Raw genomic sequence first — 21,639 nt, 5'->3', positions numbered from 1 at the left:
CCGGAGACGAAACATGGCGAATGCAAAAGGCAAAGTCACACAGATCATCGGGGCCGTCGTCGACGTGCAGTTCGATGACGCGCTGCCTGAAATTCTGAACGCGCTGGAAACCACCAACAACGGCAAGCGCCTGGTGTTGGAAGTTGCTCAGCACCTGGGTGAAAACACCGTACGTACCATCGCGATGGACGCGACCGAAGGTCTGGTCCGCGGCGAGGAAGTAACCGACACCGGCGCGCCGATCTCGGTTCCGGTTGGTAACGCCACCCTGGGCCGTATCCTGAACGTTGTCGGCGAGCCGATCGACGAGAAGGGCCCGGTTGAAGCATCTGAGGCCCGCGCGATCCACCAGCCTGCACCGACCTTCGACGAACAGTCGACTGAATCGGAAGTTCTGGTGACCGGCATCAAGGTTGTTGACCTGCTGGCCCCTTACGCCAAAGGCGGTAAGATCGGCCTGTTCGGCGGCGCCGGCGTTGGTAAAACCGTTCTGATCATGGAACTGATCAACAACATCGCAAAAGTGCACTCGGGCTTCTCGGTGTTCGCGGGTGTTGGTGAACGGACCCGTGAAGGGAACGACCTGTACCACGAGATGATCGAATCGAACGTTATCAAGCCGGACAACCTGTCGGAAAGCCAAGTGGCCCTGGTTTACGGTCAGATGAACGAACCTCCGGGTGCGCGTGCACGTGTTGCTCTGACCGGTCTGACCCTGGCCGAGCAGTTCCGTGACCAGTCCGGTACCGACGTTCTGTTCTTCGTCGACAACATCTTCCGCTTCACACAGGCGGGTTCCGAGGTTTCGGCTCTGCTGGGTCGTATTCCTTCGGCGGTGGGCTACCAGCCGACATTGGCGACCGACATGGGCGCGCTGCAGGAACGCATCACCTCGACCAAATCGGGCTCGATCACCTCGGTGCAGGCGATCTACGTGCCTGCGGACGACCTTACCGACCCTGCGCCAGCAACCTCGTTCGCTCACTTGGACGCGACCACCGTTCTGAACCGTGCGATCTCGGAAAAAGGTATCTACCCCGCGGTTGACCCGCTCGACTCGACCTCGCGCCTGCTCGACCCGGCCATCGTTGGCGAAGAGCACTACGCAGTTGCGACCGACGTTCAGCAGATCCTCCAGCGCTACAAGTCGCTGCAGGACATCATCGCCATCCTCGGCATGGACGAACTGTCGGAAGAAGACAAACTGACCGTGGCCCGTGCCCGTAAGATCGAACGCTTCCTGTCGCAGCCGTTCGACGTGGCCGAAGTCTTCACCGGTTCGCCCGGCGTCCAGGTTCCTCTGGATGTCACCATCGCGTCGTTCAAAGCGGTCGTTGCTGGCGAATACGATCACCTGCCCGAAGCGGCCTTCCTGATGGTTGGCGGCATCGAAGAAGTGATCGCCAAAGCCGAGAAGATGGCAGCAGAAGCCGCCTAAGGAGTATCCCTGATGGCAAACACGATGCAATTCGACCTCGTCAGCCCCGAGCGAAGCCTTGCTTCGCTCAGCGCGACGGCGGTCCAGATTCCCGGCGCGGACGGGGACATGACGGCGATGCCCGATCATGCCCCTACCATCACCACGCTGCGCCCCGGTCTGCTGAAGGTTGAGGCACCCGAAGGGTCCAGCGAATACCTGGTCACCGGCGGGTTTGCCCAGATCAACGGCGACAGCCTTTCGGTTCTGGCCGAAAAGGCCATTCCGGTGTCAGAAGTGACCCGCGCGCATCTGGACGAGCTGATCGAAGACGCCCGCGCCTCGCATGAGGCGGCCAAGGGTGGCGATGATCAGACCATCGTCGACGATGCCGCCAAGCTTCTGGCCGATATGGAAGCGCTTGGGACGCATATGAGCCTGTAATCGGCTCTATAGTCAAAGATTTGAACGGCCTCGCATTTGCGGGGCCGTTTTTTTGTCGTGATTTTGCCGAATTGCCGGGATAACTTGCGGGAATTCAAGAATAATGATGACAAAATGAAAAAGTTCCTAACCCATCCAATTGGCATTGATCAGGGCGAAGATGTACTGTTTTCGGAATTTGCCGAAGGCGGTGAAATGTGGACGGGGCAGGGCCCTCGTGAGCGTCGCACGCCCATTCAGTTCAAAGAACCGTTTCGGACCCCGCCAATTGTTCAGATCGGAATTTCGCTTTGGGATGTCGACACATCGTCAGCGCTGCGTGCCGAAGTGCAGGCTGAAAACATTACCACCGAAGGGTTCGAAGCAGTGTTTCGCACATGGTCCGACACGCGTATTGCCCGCATCCGGGCAAGTTGGACCGCGATAGGAGAGGTCGCGCACCCGGATGACTGGAATATCTCCTGATCCAGGTTCAGACCATCGCGCTTTAAGGAAGCGCGGCCGTCAGTCGCCCTGTGCTTCGATCATATCCACACGTGTGGCGTGGCGACCGCCTTCGAACTCGGCCCCCAGAAACGCATCAACAATGTCCAGCGCCTGACCTTCGCCCACAACGCGCGCCCCGATGGACAGCATGTTGGCGTTGTTGTGCTGGCGGATCATCCGGGCCGAAAAGGCGTCTGAACAAACGCCGCAGCGAACGCCCGGCACTTTGTTTGCCGCCATCATGATACCCTGACCGGTACCACAAAGGATGATGCCTAAACCGCAATCACCGGATGCAACAGCCTGGGCTGCGGCTTTCCCATGCTTAGGGTAGTGGGTGCTTTCAGGTGTTGTCGGGCCGATATCGACCACCTCCCAGCCTTGTTGGGCGATGTGTTTCGCCACGGCCTGACGCAGATCGATCGCGGCGTGATCACTGGACAGAACAATGCGTTTGTTTGCGGACATCGGAGGTCACTTTCCTCTTTCGCGGATCCAAGCTCATGCCAGCGAAAGCAAGGCAGAGCAGATCAGTGTTTCAAAAAGCAAAAGGGCGGCTTGTTTGGCCGCCCGTTGGAACTCAATCCATCTGGTACATGGACTCGTAGATCGGGGTCAGCGTTTTGTCTTCAAACAGCGAAGACACGCTGGTGCCGTTCCAGATGTTCAGGATCGCCTGGGTGAAGATCGGCGCGGTTGGAACGATGCGAATGTTCTTGGCTTTGGCAACTTCTTTGGTCGGTTGAATCGTGTCCGTCAGAACCAGCGATTTCATCACTGAATTGGTGACGCGTTCAACCGCAGGGCCGCTCATGACGCCATGCGTGATGTAGGAGTGAACCTCTTTCGCGCCGTTATCCAGTAGGACCTGTGCCGCCTTGCAGAGTGTGCCAGCGGTATCACACATGTCGTCCACAATCAGGCAGATCTTGTCTTTCACGTCACCGATCACCGTCATTTCGGCCACTTCACCCGCTTTTTCGCGGCGCTTGTCGACAATCGACAGCGGTGCACTGATCCGCTTGGCCAGCTCACGAGCACGGGCTACGCCGCCCACGTCTGGCGAAACAACCATGATCTCGTCCAAGTTGTCCTTGAACTGATGTTTCACATCCAGCGCGAAGATTGGCGAGGCATAGAGGTTGTCCACCGGGATATCGAAAAAGCCCTGAATCTGCGCGGCGTGCAGGTCCATGGTCAGAACACGTTCAATACCGGCACCGGTCAGCATGTTCGCCACCAGTTTGGCGCTGATTGGTGTGCGGGCCTTGGTGCGGCGATCCTGGCGGGCATAGCCGAAATAGGGAATTACAGCGGTGATCCGCTGCGCTGACGAACGGCGCAACGCATCGGCAATGATCAGCAGTTCCATCAGGTTGTCATTCGCCGGGTTCGATGTCGGCTGGACGATGAACATATCCTCGCCCCGGACGTTTTCGAACACTTCGACAAAGATCTCGCCGTCATTGAACCGCTCGACCCGCGCATCGACCAGACCCTGGTCGACGCCGCGATACAGGCTCATGCGGCGGGCAATGGATTCGGCAAGCGGAAGATTGGCGTTCCCAGCTATAAGCTTGGGTTCGTGGAGTGTCGGCATCGGCTGAGGTCCCCGGGCAGCTTTGGCAATGTGACAGATTCGTGATGTTGACACCGCTTAGCACGGGTCTAACGTCCCGCAAAGGCAACGCAGCGGAGAAAGTGAACATGACCCAGATTGACTACTATTTTGCGACAATTTCGCCCTACACCTATCTGGCCGGAAACCGACTGGAAGAGGTTGCGGCGAAACATGGCGCGACCATCAATTACAAGCCGCTGGACATCATGGCCCTGTTCGGGCGCACCGGGGGCACAGCACCAAAAGACCGTCATACCTCGCGCATCGAATACCGTGCACAGGATTTGTTGCGCCAAGCAAAACGCCTTGGGGTGGAATTCAACCTGAAACCCGCGCATTGGCCAACCAATATGGCGCCGTCTTCATATGCGGTTATCGCTGCGACCAAGGACGGTTCAGGGGATGTGGGCAAGTTGTGCCAATTGATCCTGCGCGCTTGCTGGGCCGAAGAGAAAGACGTGGCCCAGGATGACGTGATCCGCGATTGCCTGGCAAATGCAGGATTTGATCCGGAATTGGTAAATAGCGGGTTGCTTGTTGGGGCGGAAACCTACGCTGCCAATCTGGAAGAGGCCGTGGAACATGGGGCCTTTGGTGCACCATTCTACATCACGCCGGACGGGCAGCGGTTCTGGGGACAGGACAGTCTGGATGATCTGGACCAGCATCTGGCTGAGACGAAGGGATGACAGCTTCGGCTGTCTCACCGCAACCCGTCTTCGTCAGGCGGTTGGGAGAGGGCGAGCGAAAAACGCTCGCCCTCCATTGCACCATTGCGCATTCCGGGGCGTGGTCGGGATTGGTCAAGGCTTTGGACGGCAAAGTCTCTTTGGTCGCGCCAGATATGTTGTCACATGGGCGCAGTCCGGATTGGGACGGGCAGGGGAACTTCTTTGATCAAGTCACCAATAACGCTGCGGCTGAACTGACGGGGCAGATGGACGTCGTTGGCCATTCTTTTGGGGCGATTATTGCACTGAGACTGGCCTTGGAACATCCCGAACGCGTCCGAAGTCTGACATTGATCGAGCCCGTGTTCTTCGCCATCGCGGGTCAAGACGCCCCGGAACGTTTCGACCAGCATGAGAAAGATCTTGAGCCGATAAACAGCGCCTTCAATGCGGGTGATAACGCTCTGGCCGCGCGACTGTTCAACCGGATGTGGAGTACTGGCATCAGCCCGAAATGGCCCGATTTACCCGAACGGACGCGCGCTAACATGGTGCGTGGGATACATGCCGTTCCAGCTGTGCACTCGGTGCTTTATGATGATCAGGCCGGTTTGCTCAAAGCCGAGATGCTGGAACGTGCCGCCATGCCGACCCTGATTCTGAGCGGATCAGAAACCCATCCCGTAATCCCCGCCATCTGCGCGGGTTTGGAGCATCGCCTGCCGCAAGCGCACCATGCGGTGGTTCCGGGCGCAGGGCACATGCTGCCCATTTCGCACCCTCATGAAACAGCGGCGCTGCTTCAAGCGTTCTGGTGGTCCGGTTCTACAGAAGATTGAGAAACTGGTCGATCTCGGCCACGCTGATGGACCAGTCGCAGACCAGCCGGCACGCCAGGCTTTCACCGTCATCCTCACCCTCCAGCTCATCCCCCCAGAGGTGGTAGATCGCACCGGCCTCATGCAACTGCTTGTGCATGGCGCGCGAGAAAGAGGCAAAGACCATGTTGGCTTGCGGTTCATGCAGGAATTCGGCACCCTTGGCGCGCAACCCGTCGGCTAGACGGGCACAGTTGGCGTTGGCCTGACGCGCCAGTTTCAACCACAGATCATCTTCGAGATAGGCGGCCATCTGTGCTGACAGATAACGGTGTTTCGAGAACAGATGCGCCCCGCGTTTGCGCCGCAGCTCAAATTCCCAAGCCTTGCTTTCGTCGAAAAATACGACCGCTTCGACCCCCATCAGGCCATTTTTTGTGCCGCCGAAGCTGACAGCATCCACGCCTGATTTCCAGGTCATCTCAGCCGGGGAGCAATTCAACGCGACCAGCGCATTGGTAAAGCGCGCACCGTCCAGATGCACCGGAAGGCCGTATTCCTTTGCCACCCCGCACAGCGCCTGCAGTTCTTCCAACGAATAGACTGATCCGCGCTCGGTGACCTGAGTGACCGACACAGGCCCGCGTTGCGGTCCATGCACACCGCGTGTTTCTTCACCCAGGATCGATCCGCGCAATGCTTCGGGTGTCATCTTGTCACCGCCAGGCACAAGGGTCAGCTTGGCACCGCTGTAAAATTCAGGCGCGTTGCACTCATCCTCGTGGATATGGGCAACCGGAGAGCAGAAGACCGACTCCCACGGGTTCGACAGCGTCGCAAGAGCCAGAGAGTTCGCCGCGGTCCCGGTGGCCACAAGATACACAGCAGCGCCCGGTGCTTCGAAAATGCTGCGAATGCGGTCGCGCACCTCGTTCATCAGCGCGTCAGCACCATAGGCCATCTGATAGCCCTGATTGGCCTCGGCCAGTTTTGCCATGACCTGAGGGTGTACCGGGCCGGAATTGTCAGAGGCGAAATACATCAGGATGGCTCCTCAATAATATAGTCTTCCCACTCTTCCATGGGGGTTTCGAACTCGGACACTGTACGTCCCTGAACCGACATGCCTGCCGCGTGCACGCTGTCGGGCGTACCAGATATCAAAGGATGCCAGTCGTAAAGGGGCTTGCCCTCCCACAGCAGACGATAAGCGCAGGTTTGCGGCAACCAATAGGCATGTTCGTCTATGTTGTCGGGGGTCATCACAATACATTCGGGCACGAACTGGTGCCGGATATCGTATTGCGTACAGCGGCAGCTTTCATCGTCCAGCAGCCGGCAGGCGACACAGGTCAGTGCAACCTCGCCGGTGTCTTCGTCTTCCAGCTTGTTCAGGCAGCACTTGCCGCAGCCATCACACAACGCTTCCCATTCGCGCTGGTTCATCTTGAGCAGGGGTTTGCGTTCCCAGAACCGGGCGGGCAGGCCGGTGCGTTCGATCGGATCCGTGCTCATAAGGCGGCCAGAATGCCACGGGCTTTTTCGCAATCCGCATCCATCTGGGCAATCAGCCCGTCCAGCCCATCAAAGGTAAGTTCTGGGCGCAGGAAATCGATCAGGCCGACAGACAAGGTCGCGCCATAAAGATCGCCGGAAAAGTCGAAAAGGAAGGTTTCGATATTGGGCACTTCACCCTGAAACATTGGGCGAACCCCAATCGAGGCCGCACCGTGGTAACTGCCCTGATGCGGGCCATCCAGTACGTCGACTAGAACGGCGTAGACACCAAATTTCGGCAGGTGAAGACCTTCAATGGACATGTTTGCAGTGGGAAACCCCAGCTCGCGCCCACGCTGTTCGCCGCCGACAACTTCGCCTTCGATCCTGTGCCAATGGCCCAGCATTGCGGCTGCATCACGCGGGCGACCTTCGCTTAACGCGGTCCGAATTGCAGTTGACGAGACCACGTTCTCGGACCGCTCCATCAGTGGGGCGATCGTCACGCCAAACCCCATCTCTTTCCCAAATCGGACCAGATCATCAGCTGAACCGCTGCGGCCTTTGCCAAAGCAGAAATCAGCCCCCACCACCACATGCGACAGGCCCAGCCCGTCACAAATCACGGTGCGCGCGAACTCTTCCGGTGAAAGCCCGGCCAGCGCTGCATTGAAGGGCAGCTCGTAGAGCTTTTCTACACCCAGTTTTTCCAGCCGGTGCGCTCGTGCATTACCGCGCATCAGGCGGAACGGAGGCGAATCCGGCGCAAAGTATTCGCGCGGATGCGGTTCAAAGGTCATGACACCCAGCGGCGCGTCAGGAGCTGCTTGGCGGGCCATTTCGATGACCGACCGATGCCCCACATGAACGCCGTCAAAGTTCCCGATCGCTACGCTGGCGCCGCGATCTTCTGGCTCGACAAACTGGAAATCCCGGATGATGTGCATAAGCGATTGCGTAGCGTTGCGTTGCGATGAGTTCAAGCGGCAGTTTGAATTCTGCAAATGCCTCGGTCTGAATTCCCCCGAACCCGACAAAACGCCCAACAACCGCGCCAAAGCATCCAGCACATGTCATTATGCGCAAAGCCAACTGCTTGATTCAAAAAAATACTTGCGTGTAGACTGAACATCCGGATCTCAGGATGCGCTGCGACCCGGTTCAGGCCCGGCCAGGTTCAATAGAACCCAGCACAGGAGGCAGACCATGTATCGATTGCGACTGTTCGCGATTCGCCATGCCCGCACATTCGAGTGGATTTATAAGTGCGTCGAACGCGGCATGGTCGCGATGGATCCGCTTTTTGCAAAGATCGGCTACAACCGAGTCGAACGCCCCATAGCGCTGGTCGAAAAGGGCGTCAAAACCCTGTTGTTCGACTGCAAGATGTGCGGTCAATGCGTGTTGTCATCGACCGGCATGTCCTGCCCGATGAACTGCCCAAAGCAGTTGCGAAATGGTCCGTGTGGTGGCGTGCGTCCAGGCGAGTTCTGCGAAGTGAAGCCTGACATGAAATGCGTGTGGGCCTTGGCCTGGGACGGAGCCAGCCGCATGCGACACGGGCGCGAAAAGATAAAGGAAGTTCTGCCGCCAGTGGAACACACGTTGAAGGGATCGTCATCGTGGTTGCGGGTCAGCCGCGAGATTGCCGCGCAGGAACGCGAGGCCCGCGATGTCGCGCGTGCAACCCTTGCCGAAGCCTTCCCGGAGGCACGTGAAAACGAACCTTCCTCAGCGCCGCTGGCCACCGAGCCGCCCAATGCAATGAACCGGGAACTGAAGAAATGAACGACCCACATCGCAACGCGGTAGAGCCAATCGGCTATGTTCCTGTTCCTGACGGGTATGTATCGCACAGTCGATTGGAAAGGGTCTTGCGCTCGGGTCGGTTTGCGGTGACGGCCGAGTTGAACCCACCCGACAGCGCTGACCCTGAGGATGTTTTTCAGGCCGCGCAGCCGCTTGGAGAGGTGGCAGACGCAATAAACGCAACCGATGCTTCGGGCGCGAATTGCCATATGTCTTCGATTGGAATTTGCGCATTGCTGACACGCGCCGGCTATTCTCCGGTGTATCAGATTTCCTGCCGGGACCGGAATCGCATTGCCATTCAGGGCGATGTGCTTGGGGCTGCAGCGCTGGGCGTGAGCAATGTTCTGTGTCTGACCGGTGATGGCGTTGGCGTGGGGGATCAACCGGGGGCAAAGCCGGTATTCGACTTTGATTCCCTGACCTTGCTGCGAACAATCCGAACCATGCGCGATCAGGGAAAATTCCTCTCGGGCCGCAAGATCACACGTCCCCCTCAGCTGTTCTTAGGTGCGGCAGAGAACCCTTGCATTCCGCCTTATGACTGGCGTCCTGATCGTCTGGCGAAGAAGGTTGAAGCAGGGGCCGAATATATTCAGACCAACTATATCTACGACATTCCACTTTTTGAGAAATTCATGGCTCGGGTGCGGGATGCCGGTTTGGACAAGAAAGTCTTCATAATCGCTGGCGTGGGGCCCATTGCCTCGGCGCGCGCGGCGCGTTGGATGCGCAGCAATGTGCCTGGAATTCACATCCCGGATCAGGTTATTGAGCGGATGGAGAAGGCCGAAAAACCTGCTGAAGAAGGCAAAAAAATCTGTATCGAGCTGATCCAGCAGATCCGTGAGATCGCTGGCGTCTCGGGCGTTCATGTGATGGCCTACAGACGCGAACACGTGGTGTCAGAAATCATTCTGGAATCCGGTGCTTTGAAAGGGCGCAGGCGCGCGCGCCCTTCTTCAGGACTTCGTGCAGAAAGTTAGATTTAGTGAGCTCCAAAACAAAAAGGCACCCGTCAGTGGATGCCTTTCTTTGGTTTGAGTTGGCACGCAGATCAGTCGAACTTGCGCGACGGTGCCAGGACCATGGCCTCCCCAATCAGAACCTTCTTGCCCTCGACCGAGCAATGGCAGTCCAGCTTGACCCGGCGCTTGGAAAAATCGATGTCGACAACCTTCACTTCGGCGTAAACCATGTCGCCGGGGCGTACAGGTGCCAGAAACTTGAGCGACTGACCCATGTAAACAGTACCATGGCCGGGCAGTTGTTCGCCGATCACGGCCGAGATCAGACCCGCCGTCAACATCCCGTGGGCGATACGGCCCTCAAAGATCGTGTCTCGGGCATAATCGTCATCTAGATGCACCGGATTACGGTCGGTTGAAACCTGTGCGAACATCTCGATGTCTTCATCCGTCACCACTTTGCGCAGGTAGCGGGACATGCCCATTTCGATGTCTTCAATACAGATCGTTCCGCGTGGAAGATTGTCCAACATGTTGCCCTCACTCGAAATCGGCCGTGAAAGAAAAAACCATCTTTAGGCCAAGGTTGGCAACTTTATTACTTCGCAACTGCAGAAAATCAAGTCTTTTCTGATTACCGCAAGCGACCGATTGTAAAGGTCGGGTTGATCTTTTCCCTTTTGATATAGTCAGTTAGCGATTCATGGTGTGGGTGGTGCGACGTTTTTGTCTCGGCTGCGGCCAGACCGCCTGAAATAAACAGGGAATCAATGCCCTCTCCCATGCCGCCCAGAATGTCAGTATGGGGTCCGTCGCCGATCACCAGAATGTCGCCGTCCGGGATATCATGCCCCAGCTCCTGCAATCTGCGGCGGGCCAGATCATAAATCGGCGGATGCGGTTTGCCGAAATACAGGCTTTCACCACCCATTTCGGTATAGAGCTTTGCCAACGCCCCCGCGCACCACTCCCGGACCTCTCCTCGGTCGACAACAATGTCGGGATTGGCGCAAAGCAGCTTCATTCCCATCTGCTTGGCATAGAGGAAGTCGGGTCGGTTCACATCCGGGTCTGCCATTGGATCGAACGGGCCACAGCAAACGATGCCTTCGGCCTCTTTAAGCGGCACACGTTCAATGTGAACGGGGTGATGCAGCAGTTTCAAAGGTTCGAAAAAACCCGCATCCCTTTGCCATTCACCCATGAAGTAGACCTTGTGTCCGACAGCGCCCCTGAACATCGCTGAACGCGCGGAATCTCCGCTGGTCGCAATGGTGTCATAGGCATCGGCGGGCACATTGAACTGACCCAACTGTTCAGCCACGCCTGCCCGAGGCTTCGGTGAGTTCGTCACAAGTACAACAACCCCGCCTTTTGCACGATAGGTCTGCAATGCCGCAACGGCTTCGGGGAAGGCGGTAATGCCGTTGTGGACACAGCCCCAAAGGTCGACAAACAGCGCCTTGTAGCGGTCAGAGATCTCGGCAAGCGAGGAAACGATCTGGGTCATTGGGGCCTCTGTAAGTAAATTCGCGGTTGCGACAGCTATGGCAAAGCTGAGACCCAAACACCATCCCGCATTCCCTTTTGCGCTGGGGAAATGGTGAATCCACTAGTCGTCTTCAGTAACGTCCGAAACATCCGGGGCCTGCTGGACGTTTTCAGTTCCCAAAATGATCTGTGCTCCAATTCGGGTCTGGTACCGAATAACGGCCAGATATCCGGGCCCGAGTTCCTCCTGCAATACATCAACAAGGGGGGGATCACGCAGGTTTTCAGGCAGTAACCCTGCAACGGAAGAAACTTTGAACTGTGCTTCGACAGGCAGGTCGACGATCAGCCAGACCTCGACCCGTTTGCGCTGGGCGTTGACATCTACCCGAATGATTTCAACTGAAACTGGATCGGCCCATTCTCTGATGGCTTCGGCCAGTTGGGCCTCGGTGCGCGTTTCAAGATATCGATTGTATGTGGACTTCCCGAGTTGCAGCACCACGACGACCAGGAATGCCAGTGCAACAAACACGCTTGCTGTAAAATTCAGTTTGCGCTTGCCCTTGCTGAAAACCACCGACCGTGCCGCATAGACCAGATAAACGGCGCAGGCCGAAAGAATAATTGCGCCAAGATTTGTTGCGAACAACAAGCCCGCCTCGTAGGCCTCGGCAGGCTCGCCAAAATACAACAAAATACCTGCTGCTGAGAGAGGCGGCACAAGAGAAACGCCAATGGCTGCGCCGGGCAATAAACTCAGCTCGGATTTGTTGATTTGAACATAGGCACCGGCAACGCCAGCCGCGAGCGCAACGATCAGGTCTTCGGTTCCGGGATCTGTACGTGCAAGGACCTGATCGGGGATCAGAATACCGCGTGGGACGTCTGCGACATAGACCATGAACCATGCCATCAGCACACAGGCACATGCCGCCAAGCATACCGTTAGGGCCAGAGCAACTGCGCGCTTTAGCCAGCCCATGACCATCGCGGCAGCCACCCCCAGGATTGGCGTCATAAGGGGCGCGACAAGCATGGCCGCAATGACAACGGCCCCGGAATTGCGCAGCAATCCCATGGTGGCAATCACAACAGACAGGGTCAGCAGCATCGCAAAGCGCCGCCAATATGCGGCTTTGTCTGTCCCCTCAAATCGGAGGATGCCTTTGGTCGTACTGAGGCTTCGAATAACGATGGTGTGTGCCTGACCTAATTTGAGTTCCGTACCCAAAGACAGATTAACAATCGTTACCGTTTCCGCAAATGGCCGAACAAAAAGAAAAAAGGCGCCCGATTGGACGCCTTTCTTTTGACTTCAATTGCCGATCAAACCTTCAGGTTTGGAATGATCTGCTTTTTACGGCTCATTATGCCCGGCAGAACAACGGCATCGCCATCAACGGCGGCACCAAAGCTTTTCTCGGCAACAGATTTGACCAGATCGTTCGGCACCAGCAGCGTGGCCTCTTCGTTCAGAATGTCGACGACGAACAGAAGAACCTGGTCGACACCGTCTTCAGCGGCCACGTCAACCATCGATGAAGCCAGGCTGGCTTTGCGATCCAGCACAACGCCGGGGGCTGTTGTTTCCAGAACCGAGACGCGGAACTTGGTGCCGTCGACCTCGTATTCCTTGCTGTCCATGCGGATCAGCTCGGCGTCAGAAAAGGACGAGACGTCTGATTTCGCAGCAAACATGTCGGCCGCATAGGCCGAGATGTCCAGCTCAAGCTCGGCCGCCAGCTTTTCAGCAACCGCACGGTCATGCGCTGTGGTGGTGGGCGAGCGGAATTCCAGCGTGTCCGACAGAATGCAGGTCAGGGCCGCGCCCTTGATGGCGTCGGGCATCTTGGCAGCGTCGTCGCCCATGAGGTCGACCATGATGGTCGCGGTGCAGGCCAGCGGGCGCACGGTGATGTCGATCGGACCTTTGGTTTCCAGGCCACCGACCAGCTTGTGGTGGTCGATGATGGCGCGGATATCAGCGTCGTTGATGCTGGCGGGCAGTTCCGCCGGGTTGTTGGTGTCGACGATGACAACGGGGGTGTCCGCAGCCAGATCTTCGATGATGCGTGGCTTGGGCAGGTCCCAGTTTTCAAGCATAAAGGCCGCTTCGGTGTTGGGCTCACCCAGCAGAACCGGCTCGGTCTGTTCACCTTTGATCTCGTTCAAATACCACGACCACAGGATCGGCGAGCCGGTGGAGTCGGTATCAGGGGATTTGTGGCCAAATACTAGCGTTGTCATGTCAGCGTCCTGCGGATTGGAAATTTGCGCGCCTTATAGGGCGAGCAAACGCGGTTGTCACGACACAGTCGATAATGTGCGACCGTTGGTCTGAAAATGGCCCAGCGGTTCAGAATTCCGCCCGCGTTAGGCTGTATCCTGCCCGCTCTAACTGGTTCAGCAGACCATGTTCATCGCTAAAGTGGCCGACGCCTACCGCAATGACGGCAGTTTGATCTTTGATCTCAAGAATATGCGTCATCCAGTTGGCATTGCGTTCAATCAACAACTGCTGTTCGAACTCTGCCCATTCGGCCTCAAATTCTGCTTCGGTCAAACCTGAAAGCTCTTGCCCCAGCATTCTGCCCAATACAAAGACTTCCGCGTGTTTTTCTTCGAAATACGAGCTCGCCATGGTGGCGATCTGGTCTTCGATGTTTTGGAAGGTTCCGGCCATCCGAGCGAGTGATTGAGCCTGTTCTTCGATCGAGTAAGCGTCGAACATGGTCATCAGGTCTTCGATGCTTTCCAGCGAATATTGCGGGATACCGTGCTCTTTTGCCAACTGTGTCAGACGCGCGTCCAATCCGTTGGTTCCGTTGGGATCCTGTATGATGCAAGCCGGCAAAGCCAAAGTCATACTCAGGAACCATGGGCGCATCTTGGCGCCCATCCAGCTGGGAATGCCGCGATCAGCCATCTCTGATGAAAGAGTGGCCCAATCCTCTTCGGAAATCAGATCCACAAGTGTGGGCCCCGATGTGATCAGGACAGGGCTTGGGTCAGCTGCAAGTTTCTGCTCCCAATCTTTCATTTCCTCCTGAAGGATTTCGAAATAGAACGCATCAGCCTGCGTGAGCGTTGGAGTCAGACGCTCGACGATTGCGTCCATCTGCGGGTAGTTCAGGTGCATGGTGCCCACAAGATGCAGCACAGTGTCGTCTTTGGTCGCAATCCAATGATTGCCTTCGGGATACAGAATGTCTGCTAAAGCGTCCTGCAGGTCGGCTTGGACCGCAGGGGACAAATCGCCTCTCAGGTCGCGTCCCTCGCAGCCAGCCTGCACTATGGCGGGCCACAAAAGGCCGAGGAAGAAAAGAAGCACGCGCATCGTTGAATTTCCTTTGAAATCAGAGTTGCTGCAACACTGTACTGGCGGATGGGATGTTGCAAGTTCGATTGCGTTTTCCGATCGGCGGGCTGGTAATCCACCGCAGTTTGCGTAGCATAAACCCATGACCCGCGAGCAGGACCTCTATCCCCCGATCAAAGCACTGTTGGAGCGCCAGGGGTACACCGTAAAAGGCGAGGTGGGTGCGGCTGATGTTGTTGCGGTGCGCGAGGGTGAGGAACCCGTGATCGTCGAACTGAAACTAAGGTTCACGCTGTCGCTGTTCCACCAGGCGATCACACGGCTGAAATTGACAGATCAGGTTTATGTGGCTGTTCGTAAGCCCACGGGTCGAAGCGCGCGACGGGCGCTTAAAGATAATCTGGCGCTGTGCCGACGTTTGGGCCTGGGCCTGATCACAGTGCGCGCTGACAATGCGGTCGAAGTACAGTGCGATCCCGGCCCCTATGCGCCGCGCAAGAACAAAGCCAGGACCACGCGGCTGCTGCGTGAATTCGACCGGTTGGAAGGGGACCCGAACGCGGGTGGCGCCACGCGTCATGGCATCGTGACCGCCTATCGACAAGACGCGCTGAAATGCGCGGCCTTTCTGGCCGAACATGGAGCAACCAAAGGTGCAGAGGTCGCCAAATCGGCGGGCGTTCCGGCTGCGACCCGGCTTATGCGAGAAAACCACTACGGGTGGTTTGAGAAGGTTGAAAAAGGCGTCTACGGCCTTACTTCTCAGGGAAGCGAAGGGCTGAAGCACTGGGCTTACAGCTGGGAACAGCAGGACTGATCCGATCGGCGAAAAAAAACCCTCACAACTTGTTGACTCGGGGTTTTAGACTCCCTAGCTATGCGTCGTTATCACTCACATACCCTGAGTGCTAACGCCCCGTCGGAAGGCGAGGGGAGGATTAACAACTTTGAGCCCAAGGAGCTGCAAAGATGGCATTGAAACCGCTTCATGACCGTGTGCTGGTTCGCCGTACCGAAAGCGAAGAGAAAACCGCAGGCGGCCTGATCATTCCTGACAGCGCAAAAGAAAAGCCCAGCGAAGGCGAAGTCGTCGCAACCGGCGAAGGCGCGCGCAAGGACAGCGGCGAACTGATCGCAATGGCGGTCAAAGCTGGCGACAAGATCCTGTTCGGCAAATGGTCGGGCACCGAGGTTCAGGTCGACGGCGAAGAGCTGCTGATGATGAAAGAAAGCGACATCATGGGGATCATCGAGTAAGCCAAAGCGCTTTCTCTGATCTTCATCACAAACTTATTTCTCAAGGAGAAACGACATGGCTGCAAAGGACGTCAAGTTCGACACCGATGCCCGTAACCGCATGCTGGCAGGTGTGAACATCCTGGCCGATGCTGTTAAAGTGACCCTGGGCCCCAAAGGCCGCAACGTGGTTCTGGACAAATCCTTCGGCGCACCGCGCATCACCAAAGACGGTGTTTCGGTTGCCAAGGAAATCGAACTGGAAGACAAGTTCGAAAACATGGGCGCGCAGATGGTGAAAGAAGTCGCCAGCCGCACCAATGACGAAGCCGGTGACGGCACCACCACCGCGACCGTTCTGGCCCAAGCCATCGTGCGCGAAGGTCTGAAGCAGGTTGCAGCGGGTCTGAACCCGATGGACCTGAAGCGCGGCATCGACCTGGCAACCTCGAAAGTTGTTGAAGGCATCAAGTCGGCCTCGCGCGAAGTCAAAGACTCGGCAGAAGTTGCTCAGGTTGGCACCATCTCGGCCAACGGCGAAGCAGAAATCGGCCAGCAGATCGCAGACGCGATGCAGAAGGTTGGCAACGAAGGCGTTATCACCGTCGAAGAAAACAAAGGTCTGGAAACCGAGACCGATGTTGTCGAAGGTATGCAGTTCGACCGTGGCTACCTGTCGCCTTACTTCGTCACCAACGCAGACAAGATGATCGCAGAACTCGATGACTGCATGATCCTGCTGCACGAAAAGAAACTGTCCTCGCTGCAGCCGATGGTTCCGCTGCTCGAGCAGGTGATCCAGTCGCAGAAGCCGCTGCTGATCATCGCGGAAGACGTTGAAGGCGAAGCGCTGGCAACTCTGGTTGTCAACAAACTGCGCGGCGGCCTGAAAATTGCTGCTGTCAAAGCACCGGGCTTTGGCGATCGCCGTAAAGCCATGCTGCAGGACATCGCGATCCTGACCGGCGGTCAGGTCATCAGCGAAGACCTGGGCATGAAGCTCGAGTCCGTCACCATGGACATGCTGGGCACCGCCAAGAAGATCGAAATCACCAAAGACGAAACCACCATCGTCGACGGTGCTGGCGAGAAAGCCGAGATCGAAGCCCGCGTTGGCCAGATCCGCACTCAGATCGAAGAAACCACCAGCGACTACGACCGTGAGAAGCTGCAAGAGCGCGTTGCCAAACTGGCAGGCGGTGTTGCCGTTATCCGCGTCGGCGGCATGACCGAAGTTGAAGTGAAAGAGCGTAAGGATCGGGTGGACGATGCTCTGAACGCAACACGCGCTGCCGTTCAGGAAGGCGTTGTTGTGGGTGGCGGTGTTGCTCTGGTTCAGGCCGGTAAAGCACTGGACGCTCTGGAAGGTGCAAACGCTGATCAGAACGCAGGCATCAACATCGTTCGCAAAGCCATCGAAGCGCCGCTGCGCCAGATCGCCGAGAACGCAGGTGTTGACGGTGCGGTAGTTGCTGGCAAGGTTCGTGAATCCGGCGACGTAACGTTTGGCTTCAACGCTCAGACCGAAGAATATGGCGACATGTTCTCGTTCGGCGTGATCGACCCGGCCAAAGTTGTTCGTACCGCTCTGGAAGATGCGGCATCGGTTGCTGGCCTGCTGGTCACCACCGAAGCTATGGTTGCTGACAAGCCTCAGAAAGACGCACCTGCGGCAGGCGGCATGCCCGACATGGGCGGCATGGGTGGCATGATGTAACCACGTCGAATTCGCTGCGGCGAATTCTGACGGCCCCGACAGGTGATTGGCTGAATGGCCGAGCTACCAAGAGGGGGTGCCATAGTGCTTGTTTTCGGGGTCGCCTTCGGGCGGCCCCGTTTTTGTTGCCAATAGCCGCTATGCGGCTATGCCTCCGGCGGGAGTATTTTGGAAAAGATGAAGAACGGGCCGCATGTCCAAGGATTGTGAGTGTCCATATCGCTTGCAACCGGATATGCGGGTTCCATGCAACTGTTTGTTCTGACCGCCCTGACCATGTGCGCCTTTGCGGCGAATTCCATCCTGAACCGGTTGGCTATCGACAGCGGCGCCAGTGATCCGGCCGGTTTCGCGGTTATGCGGGTGCTGGCGGGCGCGCTGGTTTTGACCGCGTTGGTTTTGGCGCGTGGCGGGCACTTGCCTTTGCTCAACCGTCGGCGGGTCATTGGGGCGGGATCATTGTCTCTGTACATGATCGGGTTTTCCCTGGCGTACCTGACACTGGATGCAGGTCTTGGTGCGTTGGTTTTGTTTGCCGTGGTGCAAATCACGATGTTTGCCTTCACTGCCGTCAAGGGTATGCTTCCAACCCGGCGACAGTTGGCGGGCGCGGCCATGGCCTTGGTGGGGTTGGCCTATGTCCTGTGGCCATCGGGCACGGTGCGGGTTGACCCGGCAGGCACCGCCCTGATGATTGCCGCAGGTGTCGGATGGGCCGCTTATTCTTTGGCAGGGCGATCCGAACCAGATGCTTTGCAGGGCACGGCTGCAAATTTCCTTATCGCTTTGCCTGTCACCGGATTAACGCTGCTGATCACAGGGGCAGAATGGAACATGACTGGTATGGGCTATGTGCTGGCAGTTGTGTCCGGGGGTATTACGTCAGGGTTGGGTTACGCTTTGTGGTATCGCGTGCTGCCGAACCTTGCACCAACAGTGGCGGCCGTGGTTCAACTCAGCGTACCTGTCATTGCGATCCTGGGGGGTGTTGTGCTGCTTGGTGAAATGGCCAGCGCCCGGCTGGTCTTGGGCACGGCGGTGGTTCTGGGCGGTATTGCGCTGGCCGTGCTGCAACGTCAGCGGAGCTAGGGCTTTCATCGGCGTCTCATAGGCTTTATCTGGCGCGTATGAGACTATTGATTGCCCTGCTGTTTTTCATTTTCCCTGCCGCCGCCAGCGCGAAATGCGTGATCCTTTTGCATGGGCTGGCGCGGACTGAGGCTTCGTTTGCCGTGATGGAGGAGTTGTTCGAGGCACATGGCTATAAGGTTGTGCGCCCCGGGTACCCATCGACCGAAATTGGCATTCCGGAACTTGCTGAACAGACCCTGCCTGATGCTTTCGCCGCTTGCGGAGAGGATAAAGTCAATGTCGTTGCGCATTCCATGGGCGGCATCCTGCTGCGGTATTGGCTCAAGGATCATCACCCCGCCAACATGGGCCGCGCTGTCATGCTTGGCCCTCCGAACCAAGGCAGCCAGCTGGTTGACGAGCTCAGCGCGTGGGAGGTGTTCGGGTATCTGAACGGCCCAGCAGGGCTGCAACTGAGCACAGGGCCCGAAGGCATCCCTCGTCGTCTGCCCCCGGTGGATTTCGAACTGGGTGTTATCGCAGGAAGTGAATCTCTGAACCTTGTGTTTTCCTCGATTATCGATGGTCCCGACGATGGCAAGGTTTCGATTGAAAGCACCAAGGTCGAAGGTATGACCGATCATCTTATCTTACCGGTGACGCATACTTTCATGATGAACAACCCGCAGGTCATGGCACAGGCACTGCATTTCATCGAATTCGGTCGGTTTGATCCGCAGATCACTTGGCTCGATGGTGTGATGGACATAATAGACGAGATCTGTATCGGGCAGGACTGCCCAGACCCGGACTCGGAGCGTTCACGATGACTGCTTTGAACCTGACATTGACCGGGGCAGAGGTTCTGTTGCCGGGTGAGGGTTTGGCTCGTGCTGATCTGACCATAGCAGAAGGTGCGATACAGGCAGAACCAACCGGGCGCAGGGTTGATCTGAGCGGCTATCTTGTCTTGCCCGGCATTATCGATCTGCACGGGGACGGTTTCGAACGCCATATCGCCCCACGTCGCGGTGCAATGAAGCAGATGAACGAAGGCATTCTTTCGGTCGAGGCCGAGTTAGCTGCGAACGGCATTACCACCGCAGTGCTGGCTCAGTTTTACAGCTGGGAAGGCGGCGTGCGAGGACCGGACTTTGCGGCGCAGGTGTTTCAGGCCATTGCCGCCGTAAAAGACAGCACCGTCACGGATCTGATCCCTCAACTGCGGTTTGAGACCAATATGTTGGAGGACTATGCCGGATTGGCCCGTCGCATCGCTGACTGGCAGGTGCCTTACGTAGTGTTTAATGATCATCTGCCGCATGATCGCTTGGCGCAGGGTAAAAAGCCTCCACGCCTGACCGGGCAGGCGCTGAAGGCCGGGCGCAATCCAGATGCGCATTTTGAGATGTTGCTCAACATGCATGCGCGTCGTCACGAGGTGCCAGCGGCGGTCGAGGCGCTGTGTGCTGACCTAGGGGAAATGGGCGTACGTCTGGGCAGCCATGATGACGCCACCGCTGATGCAAGGGCATGGTGGCGCGATCGAGGTGTCCGTATTGCTGAATTCCCGGAAACGCTTGAGGCAGCCGAGGCGGCACGTTCTGTCGGGGATCACATCATCCTTGGTTCACCCAACGTAGTGCGGGGTGGATCGCATAAAGGAAACGCGAGTGCGGTCGAACTGATCGCTATGGGCCTCTGCGATGCCTTGGCGTCAGACTACCACTACCCCAGCCCGCGCCGGGCTGCATTGATGCTGTTCAAAACCGGTTTGCTTGATTTCGAAGGCGCGTGGAGCCTGATTTCTTCGGGTCCGGCCAAAGTGCTGGATCTGCCGGACCGGGGCACACTTACCCCCGGCAAACGGGGTGATTTGGTCATTCTCGATGCGGCTACCCACCGGGTCGCATCGACCATGGCCAGTGGGCGTATCAGCCACATGTCAGGGGACATTGCGGCACGCTTTCTGAACGCAACGATGCCGTAGATAAAGTATTACTTTATCGCTTAATCCTGTTGAAATGCCCCATCTTGCGTCCGGCTTTGACCTCGGCTTTGCCGTATAGATGAAGTGCTACGTCCCGCTCGCGGGCCAGCTCGGGCACGCGATCCATGTCGTTGCCGATCAGGTTCTCCATCACCACATCCGAATGACGCTGCCCGTCGCCCAGAGGCCAGCCTGCCACGGCCCGGATATGTTGTTCGAACTGATCAACCGCACAGCCATTCTGCGTCCAGTGGCCCGAGTTGTGTACGCGCGGTGCAATCTCGTTCACGATCAAACCAGCGGGCGTGACGAACAGTTCTACCCCCATGACACCCACATACTCCAACGCATTGAGAATGTTGGCCGCCAGCAGGATTGCATCGGTGCGCTGGGCAGGAGACAGGCGGGCGGGAATCGTGGTGGTATGCAGAATACCGTCGCGATGTACATTCTCGCCCGGATCGAAACAGGCCACCTGGCCGTCCAACCCGCGTGCTGCAATGATCGACACCTCGTGTGAGAAGTCTACGAACCCTTCCAGAATAGCAGGCGCGCCCGCCATGTCGGCCAAAGCGGCCTTGGCGTCCTCGGGGCTGCGCAACCGCGCCTGCCCCTTTCCGTCATAGCCAAAGCGGCGTGTTTTCAGGATGGCCGGTGTCCCGATTTGTTCGATTGCCGTATTCAGGCTGTCCAGATTGGAAACATCCGCAAACGGGGCCGTTTTCAGGCCCAGGTCTTGCAGGAAATTCTTCTCGGTCAAACGATCCTGACTGACCCGCAGCGCTTCGCGCCCCGGACGTATCGGCCGGTGGGCTTCCAGAATGTCCAGCGCCTCGGTCGGGATGTTTTCGAACTCATAGGTGATGACATCCACTGCATCGGCAAATGCTTTCAAGGCATCGATGTTGTCGTAAGCTGCCGTCGTGACACGATCCGCGACTTGCCCGGCAGGCGGGTTCGCGCCCGGTTCATAGATATGTGTGACAAAGCCTAGCCTTGACGCCGCCACTGACAGCATCCGGCCCAGTTGACCGCCCCCAAGAATCCCGATCACCGCACCTTGGGCAAGCATTTCTGCCAT

24 protein-coding genes are annotated in these 21,639 nt (G+C 57.4%); 13 read left to right on the top strand and 11 right to left on the bottom strand.

The features are described from left to right. Window positions 1–13 precede the first annotated feature (13 nt). The 3 genes from atpD (at window position 14) to ACXADZ_RS14245 (ending at window position 2,326) form a co-directional block, all read left to right on the top strand. Window positions 14–1,438, top strand: coding sequence for a F0F1 ATP synthase subunit beta (gene atpD / locus ACXADZ_RS14255; RefSeq protein WP_171091734.1), 1,425 nt, complete (start codon window positions 14–16; stop codon window positions 1,436–1,438). A gap of 12 nt (window positions 1,439–1,450) precedes the next feature. Further along, window positions 1,451–1,861 carry a F0F1 ATP synthase subunit epsilon gene (locus tag ACXADZ_RS14250; protein WP_171091733.1) on the top strand — a complete coding sequence of 137 codons (411 nt, stop codon included), beginning with the start codon at window positions 1,451–1,453 and terminating at the stop codon, window positions 1,859–1,861. A gap of 114 nt (window positions 1,862–1,975) precedes the next feature. Beyond that, entirely contained in the window at window positions 1,976–2,326 is a 351-nt protein-coding gene (locus tag ACXADZ_RS14245; protein ID WP_171091731.1) for an H-type lectin domain-containing protein, read from the top strand. A gap of 39 nt (window positions 2,327–2,365) precedes the next feature. On the opposite strand, the gene rpiB is transcribed toward ACXADZ_RS14245, so the two are convergent. Together rpiB and ACXADZ_RS14235 are read right to left on the bottom strand one after the other, a co-directional pair. Next, complete coding sequence (rpiB, locus tag ACXADZ_RS14240) at window positions 2,366–2,815, bottom strand: ribose 5-phosphate isomerase B (protein ID WP_475197309.1); 450 nt, start codon at window positions 2,813–2,815, stop codon at window positions 2,366–2,368. 112 nt (window positions 2,816–2,927) lie between these two features. Further along, window positions 2,928–3,947 (bottom strand): ribose-phosphate pyrophosphokinase, encoded by a 1,020-nt coding sequence (locus ACXADZ_RS14235; RefSeq protein ID WP_171091728.1) that lies wholly within the window; start codon window positions 3,945–3,947, stop codon window positions 2,928–2,930. Window positions 3,948–4,054: 107 nt separating this feature from the next. On the opposite strand from ACXADZ_RS14235, the gene ACXADZ_RS14230 reads away from it, so the two are divergent. Both ACXADZ_RS14230 and ACXADZ_RS14225 read left to right on the top strand, forming a co-directional pair. Next, entirely contained in the window at window positions 4,055–4,657 is a 603-nt protein-coding gene (locus tag ACXADZ_RS14230; RefSeq protein ID WP_475197305.1) for a DsbA family protein, read from the top strand. After that, on the top strand, window positions 4,654–5,478 hold the full coding sequence (locus ACXADZ_RS14225) for an alpha/beta fold hydrolase (RefSeq protein ID WP_475197302.1): 825 nt from the start codon (window positions 4,654–4,656) through the stop codon (window positions 5,476–5,478). The genes ACXADZ_RS14230 and ACXADZ_RS14225 overlap by 4 nt, the downstream gene beginning before the upstream one ends. Here the strand turns inward: ACXADZ_RS14225 and ACXADZ_RS14220 are convergent. From ACXADZ_RS14220 to ACXADZ_RS14210, 3 genes are read right to left on the bottom strand one after another with little or no spacing between them, the layout of a single operon-like run. After that, window positions 5,465–6,499: a threonine aldolase family protein gene (locus ACXADZ_RS14220; RefSeq protein WP_475197298.1), complete on the bottom strand. Its 1,035-nt coding sequence runs from the start codon at window positions 6,497–6,499 to the stop codon at window positions 5,465–5,467. The genes ACXADZ_RS14225 and ACXADZ_RS14220 overlap by 14 nt on opposite strands. Next, window positions 6,499–6,972: a YcgN family cysteine cluster protein gene (locus tag ACXADZ_RS14215; RefSeq protein ID WP_475197295.1), complete on the bottom strand. Its 474-nt coding sequence runs from the start codon at window positions 6,970–6,972 to the stop codon at window positions 6,499–6,501. Before ACXADZ_RS14215 ends, ACXADZ_RS14220 begins: the two co-directional genes overlap by 1 nt. Then, complete coding sequence (locus ACXADZ_RS14210) at window positions 6,969–7,901, bottom strand: bifunctional riboflavin kinase/FAD synthetase (RefSeq protein WP_171186426.1); 933 nt, start codon at window positions 7,899–7,901, stop codon at window positions 6,969–6,971. The genes ACXADZ_RS14215 and ACXADZ_RS14210 overlap by 4 nt, the downstream gene beginning before the upstream one ends. A 259-nt stretch (window positions 7,902–8,160) precedes the next feature. On the opposite strand from ACXADZ_RS14210, the gene ACXADZ_RS14205 reads away from it, so the two are divergent. Continuing rightward, complete coding sequence (locus ACXADZ_RS14205; protein ID WP_475197292.1) at window positions 8,161–8,742, top strand: methylenetetrahydrofolate reductase C-terminal domain-containing protein; 582 nt, start codon at window positions 8,161–8,163, stop codon at window positions 8,740–8,742. Beyond that, window positions 8,739–9,749: a methylenetetrahydrofolate reductase gene (locus ACXADZ_RS14200; RefSeq protein ID WP_475197289.1), complete on the top strand. Its 1,011-nt coding sequence runs from the start codon at window positions 8,739–8,741 to the stop codon at window positions 9,747–9,749. The genes ACXADZ_RS14205 and ACXADZ_RS14200 overlap by 4 nt, the downstream gene beginning before the upstream one ends. Window positions 9,750–9,820: 71 nt before the next feature. On the opposite strand, the gene ACXADZ_RS14195 is transcribed toward ACXADZ_RS14200, so the two are convergent. The 5 genes from ACXADZ_RS14195 to ACXADZ_RS14175 all read right to left on the bottom strand — a co-directional run bounded on the left by ACXADZ_RS14195 (window position 9,821) and on the right by ACXADZ_RS14175 (window position 14,562). Continuing rightward, a complete protein-coding gene (locus ACXADZ_RS14195) occupies window positions 9,821–10,264 on the bottom strand; it encodes a MaoC family dehydratase (protein ID WP_171091711.1) in 444 nt (147 codons plus the stop codon). Between the two features lie 101 nt (window positions 10,265–10,365). Beyond that, window positions 10,366–11,241 carry a TIGR01459 family HAD-type hydrolase gene (locus tag ACXADZ_RS14190; protein ID WP_171186421.1) on the bottom strand — a complete coding sequence of 292 codons (876 nt, stop codon included), beginning with the start codon at window positions 11,239–11,241 and terminating at the stop codon, window positions 10,366–10,368. Between the two features lie 102 nt (window positions 11,242–11,343). Continuing rightward, a complete protein-coding gene (locus ACXADZ_RS14185; protein WP_475197282.1) occupies window positions 11,344–12,336 on the bottom strand; it encodes a DUF389 domain-containing protein in 993 nt (330 codons plus the stop codon). 215 nt (window positions 12,337–12,551) lie between these two features. Continuing rightward, window positions 12,552–13,472, bottom strand: coding sequence for a manganese-dependent inorganic pyrophosphatase (locus ACXADZ_RS14180; RefSeq protein ID WP_475197280.1), 921 nt, complete (start codon window positions 13,470–13,472; stop codon window positions 12,552–12,554). Window positions 13,473–13,581: 109 nt separating this feature from the next. After that, window positions 13,582–14,562, bottom strand: a complete 981-nt coding sequence (locus ACXADZ_RS14175; protein WP_475197278.1) for a TraB/GumN family protein — start codon at window positions 14,560–14,562, stop codon at window positions 13,582–13,584. Window positions 14,563–14,686: 124 nt separating this feature from the next. On the opposite strand from ACXADZ_RS14175, the gene ACXADZ_RS14170 reads away from it, so the two are divergent. The 6 genes from ACXADZ_RS14170 (at window position 14,687) to ACXADZ_RS14145 (ending at window position 20,558) form a co-directional block, all read left to right on the top strand. Further along, window positions 14,687–15,361, top strand: a complete 675-nt coding sequence (locus ACXADZ_RS14170; RefSeq protein ID WP_475197276.1) for a DUF2161 domain-containing phosphodiesterase — start codon at window positions 14,687–14,689, stop codon at window positions 15,359–15,361. Between the two features lie 152 nt (window positions 15,362–15,513). Further along, window positions 15,514–15,801, top strand: coding sequence for a co-chaperone GroES (gene groES / locus ACXADZ_RS14165; protein WP_170352338.1), 288 nt, complete (start codon window positions 15,514–15,516; stop codon window positions 15,799–15,801). A gap of 55 nt (window positions 15,802–15,856) precedes the next feature. Continuing rightward, window positions 15,857–17,497, top strand: coding sequence for a chaperonin GroEL (groL, locus tag ACXADZ_RS14160; protein WP_171091699.1), 1,641 nt, complete (start codon window positions 15,857–15,859; stop codon window positions 17,495–17,497). A gap of 246 nt (window positions 17,498–17,743) precedes the next feature. Continuing rightward, complete coding sequence (locus tag ACXADZ_RS14155; protein WP_475198577.1) at window positions 17,744–18,586, top strand: DMT family transporter; 843 nt, start codon at window positions 17,744–17,746, stop codon at window positions 18,584–18,586. A gap of 38 nt (window positions 18,587–18,624) precedes the next feature. Next, window positions 18,625–19,398: an esterase/lipase family protein gene (locus tag ACXADZ_RS14150; protein ID WP_171091697.1), complete on the top strand. Its 774-nt coding sequence runs from the start codon at window positions 18,625–18,627 to the stop codon at window positions 19,396–19,398. Next, window positions 19,395–20,558 carry an alpha-D-ribose 1-methylphosphonate 5-triphosphate diphosphatase gene (locus ACXADZ_RS14145; RefSeq protein ID WP_475197272.1) on the top strand — a complete coding sequence of 388 codons (1,164 nt, stop codon included), beginning with the start codon at window positions 19,395–19,397 and terminating at the stop codon, window positions 20,556–20,558. Before ACXADZ_RS14150 ends, ACXADZ_RS14145 begins: the two co-directional genes overlap by 4 nt. 13 nt (window positions 20,559–20,571) lie before the next feature. Here ACXADZ_RS14145 and ACXADZ_RS14140 read toward each other — a convergent pair whose 3' ends face one another. Then, the gene (locus tag ACXADZ_RS14140) at window positions 20,572–21,639 is read right to left on the bottom strand and encodes a 5-(carboxyamino)imidazole ribonucleotide synthase (protein ID WP_475197270.1); all 1,068 of its coding nucleotides are present in this window, start codon (window positions 21,637–21,639) and stop codon (window positions 20,572–20,574) included.

This window comes from Ruegeria sp. ABM4_193 (assembly GCF_056158705.1).
Note: the sequence above shows the minus strand (reverse complement) of the source record. Positions and strands in the feature narration are given on the sequence as shown.

Coding starts and splice junctions, on each gene's coding strand:
- atpD (WP_171091734.1), top strand. CDS start 14: ATGGCGAATGCAAAAGGCAAAGTCACACAGATCATCGGGGCCGTCGTC.
- ACXADZ_RS14250 (WP_171091733.1), top strand. CDS start 1,451: ATGGCAAACACGATGCAATTCGACCTCGTCAGCCCCGAGCGAAGCCTT.
- ACXADZ_RS14245 (WP_171091731.1), top strand. CDS start 1,976: ATGAAAAAGTTCCTAACCCATCCAATTGGCATTGATCAGGGCGAAGAT.
- rpiB (WP_475197309.1), bottom strand. CDS start 2,815: ATGTCCGCAAACAAACGCATTGTTCTGTCCAGTGATCACGCCGCGATC.
- ACXADZ_RS14235 (WP_171091728.1), bottom strand. CDS start 3,947: ATGCCGACACTCCACGAACCCAAGCTTATAGCTGGGAACGCCAATCTT.
- ACXADZ_RS14230 (WP_475197305.1), top strand. CDS start 4,055: ATGACCCAGATTGACTACTATTTTGCGACAATTTCGCCCTACACCTAT.
- ACXADZ_RS14225 (WP_475197302.1), top strand. CDS start 4,654: ATGACAGCTTCGGCTGTCTCACCGCAACCCGTCTTCGTCAGGCGGTTG.
- ACXADZ_RS14220 (WP_475197298.1), bottom strand. CDS start 6,499: ATGTATTTCGCCTCTGACAATTCCGGCCCGGTACACCCTCAGGTCATG.
- ACXADZ_RS14215 (WP_475197295.1), bottom strand. CDS start 6,972: ATGAGCACGGATCCGATCGAACGCACCGGCCTGCCCGCCCGGTTCTGG.
- ACXADZ_RS14210 (WP_171186426.1), bottom strand. CDS start 7,901: ATGCACATCATCCGGGATTTCCAGTTTGTCGAGCCAGAAGATCGCGGC.
- ACXADZ_RS14205 (WP_475197292.1), top strand. CDS start 8,161: ATGTATCGATTGCGACTGTTCGCGATTCGCCATGCCCGCACATTCGAG.
- ACXADZ_RS14200 (WP_475197289.1), top strand. CDS start 8,739: ATGAACGACCCACATCGCAACGCGGTAGAGCCAATCGGCTATGTTCCT.
- ACXADZ_RS14195 (WP_171091711.1), bottom strand. CDS start 10,264: ATGTTGGACAATCTTCCACGCGGAACGATCTGTATTGAAGACATCGAA.
- ACXADZ_RS14190 (WP_171186421.1), bottom strand. CDS start 11,241: ATGACCCAGATCGTTTCCTCGCTTGCCGAGATCTCTGACCGCTACAAG.
- ACXADZ_RS14185 (WP_475197282.1), bottom strand. CDS start 12,336: ATGCTGCTGACCCTGTCTGTTGTGATTGCCACCATGGGATTGCTGCGC.
- ACXADZ_RS14180 (WP_475197280.1), bottom strand. CDS start 13,472: ATGACAACGCTAGTATTTGGCCACAAATCCCCTGATACCGACTCCACC.
- ACXADZ_RS14175 (WP_475197278.1), bottom strand. CDS start 14,562: ATGCGCGTGCTTCTTTTCTTCCTCGGCCTTTTGTGGCCCGCCATAGTG.
- ACXADZ_RS14170 (WP_475197276.1), top strand. CDS start 14,687: ATGACCCGCGAGCAGGACCTCTATCCCCCGATCAAAGCACTGTTGGAG.
- groES (WP_170352338.1), top strand. CDS start 15,514: ATGGCATTGAAACCGCTTCATGACCGTGTGCTGGTTCGCCGTACCGAA.
- groL (WP_171091699.1), top strand. CDS start 15,857: ATGGCTGCAAAGGACGTCAAGTTCGACACCGATGCCCGTAACCGCATG.
- ACXADZ_RS14155 (WP_475198577.1), top strand. CDS start 17,744: ATGCAACTGTTTGTTCTGACCGCCCTGACCATGTGCGCCTTTGCGGCG.
- ACXADZ_RS14150 (WP_171091697.1), top strand. CDS start 18,625: ATGAGACTATTGATTGCCCTGCTGTTTTTCATTTTCCCTGCCGCCGCC.
- ACXADZ_RS14145 (WP_475197272.1), top strand. CDS start 19,395: ATGACTGCTTTGAACCTGACATTGACCGGGGCAGAGGTTCTGTTGCCG.
- ACXADZ_RS14140 (WP_475197270.1), bottom strand. CDS start 21,639: ATGGCAGAAATGCTTGCCCAAGGTGCGGTGATCGGGATTCTTGGGGGC.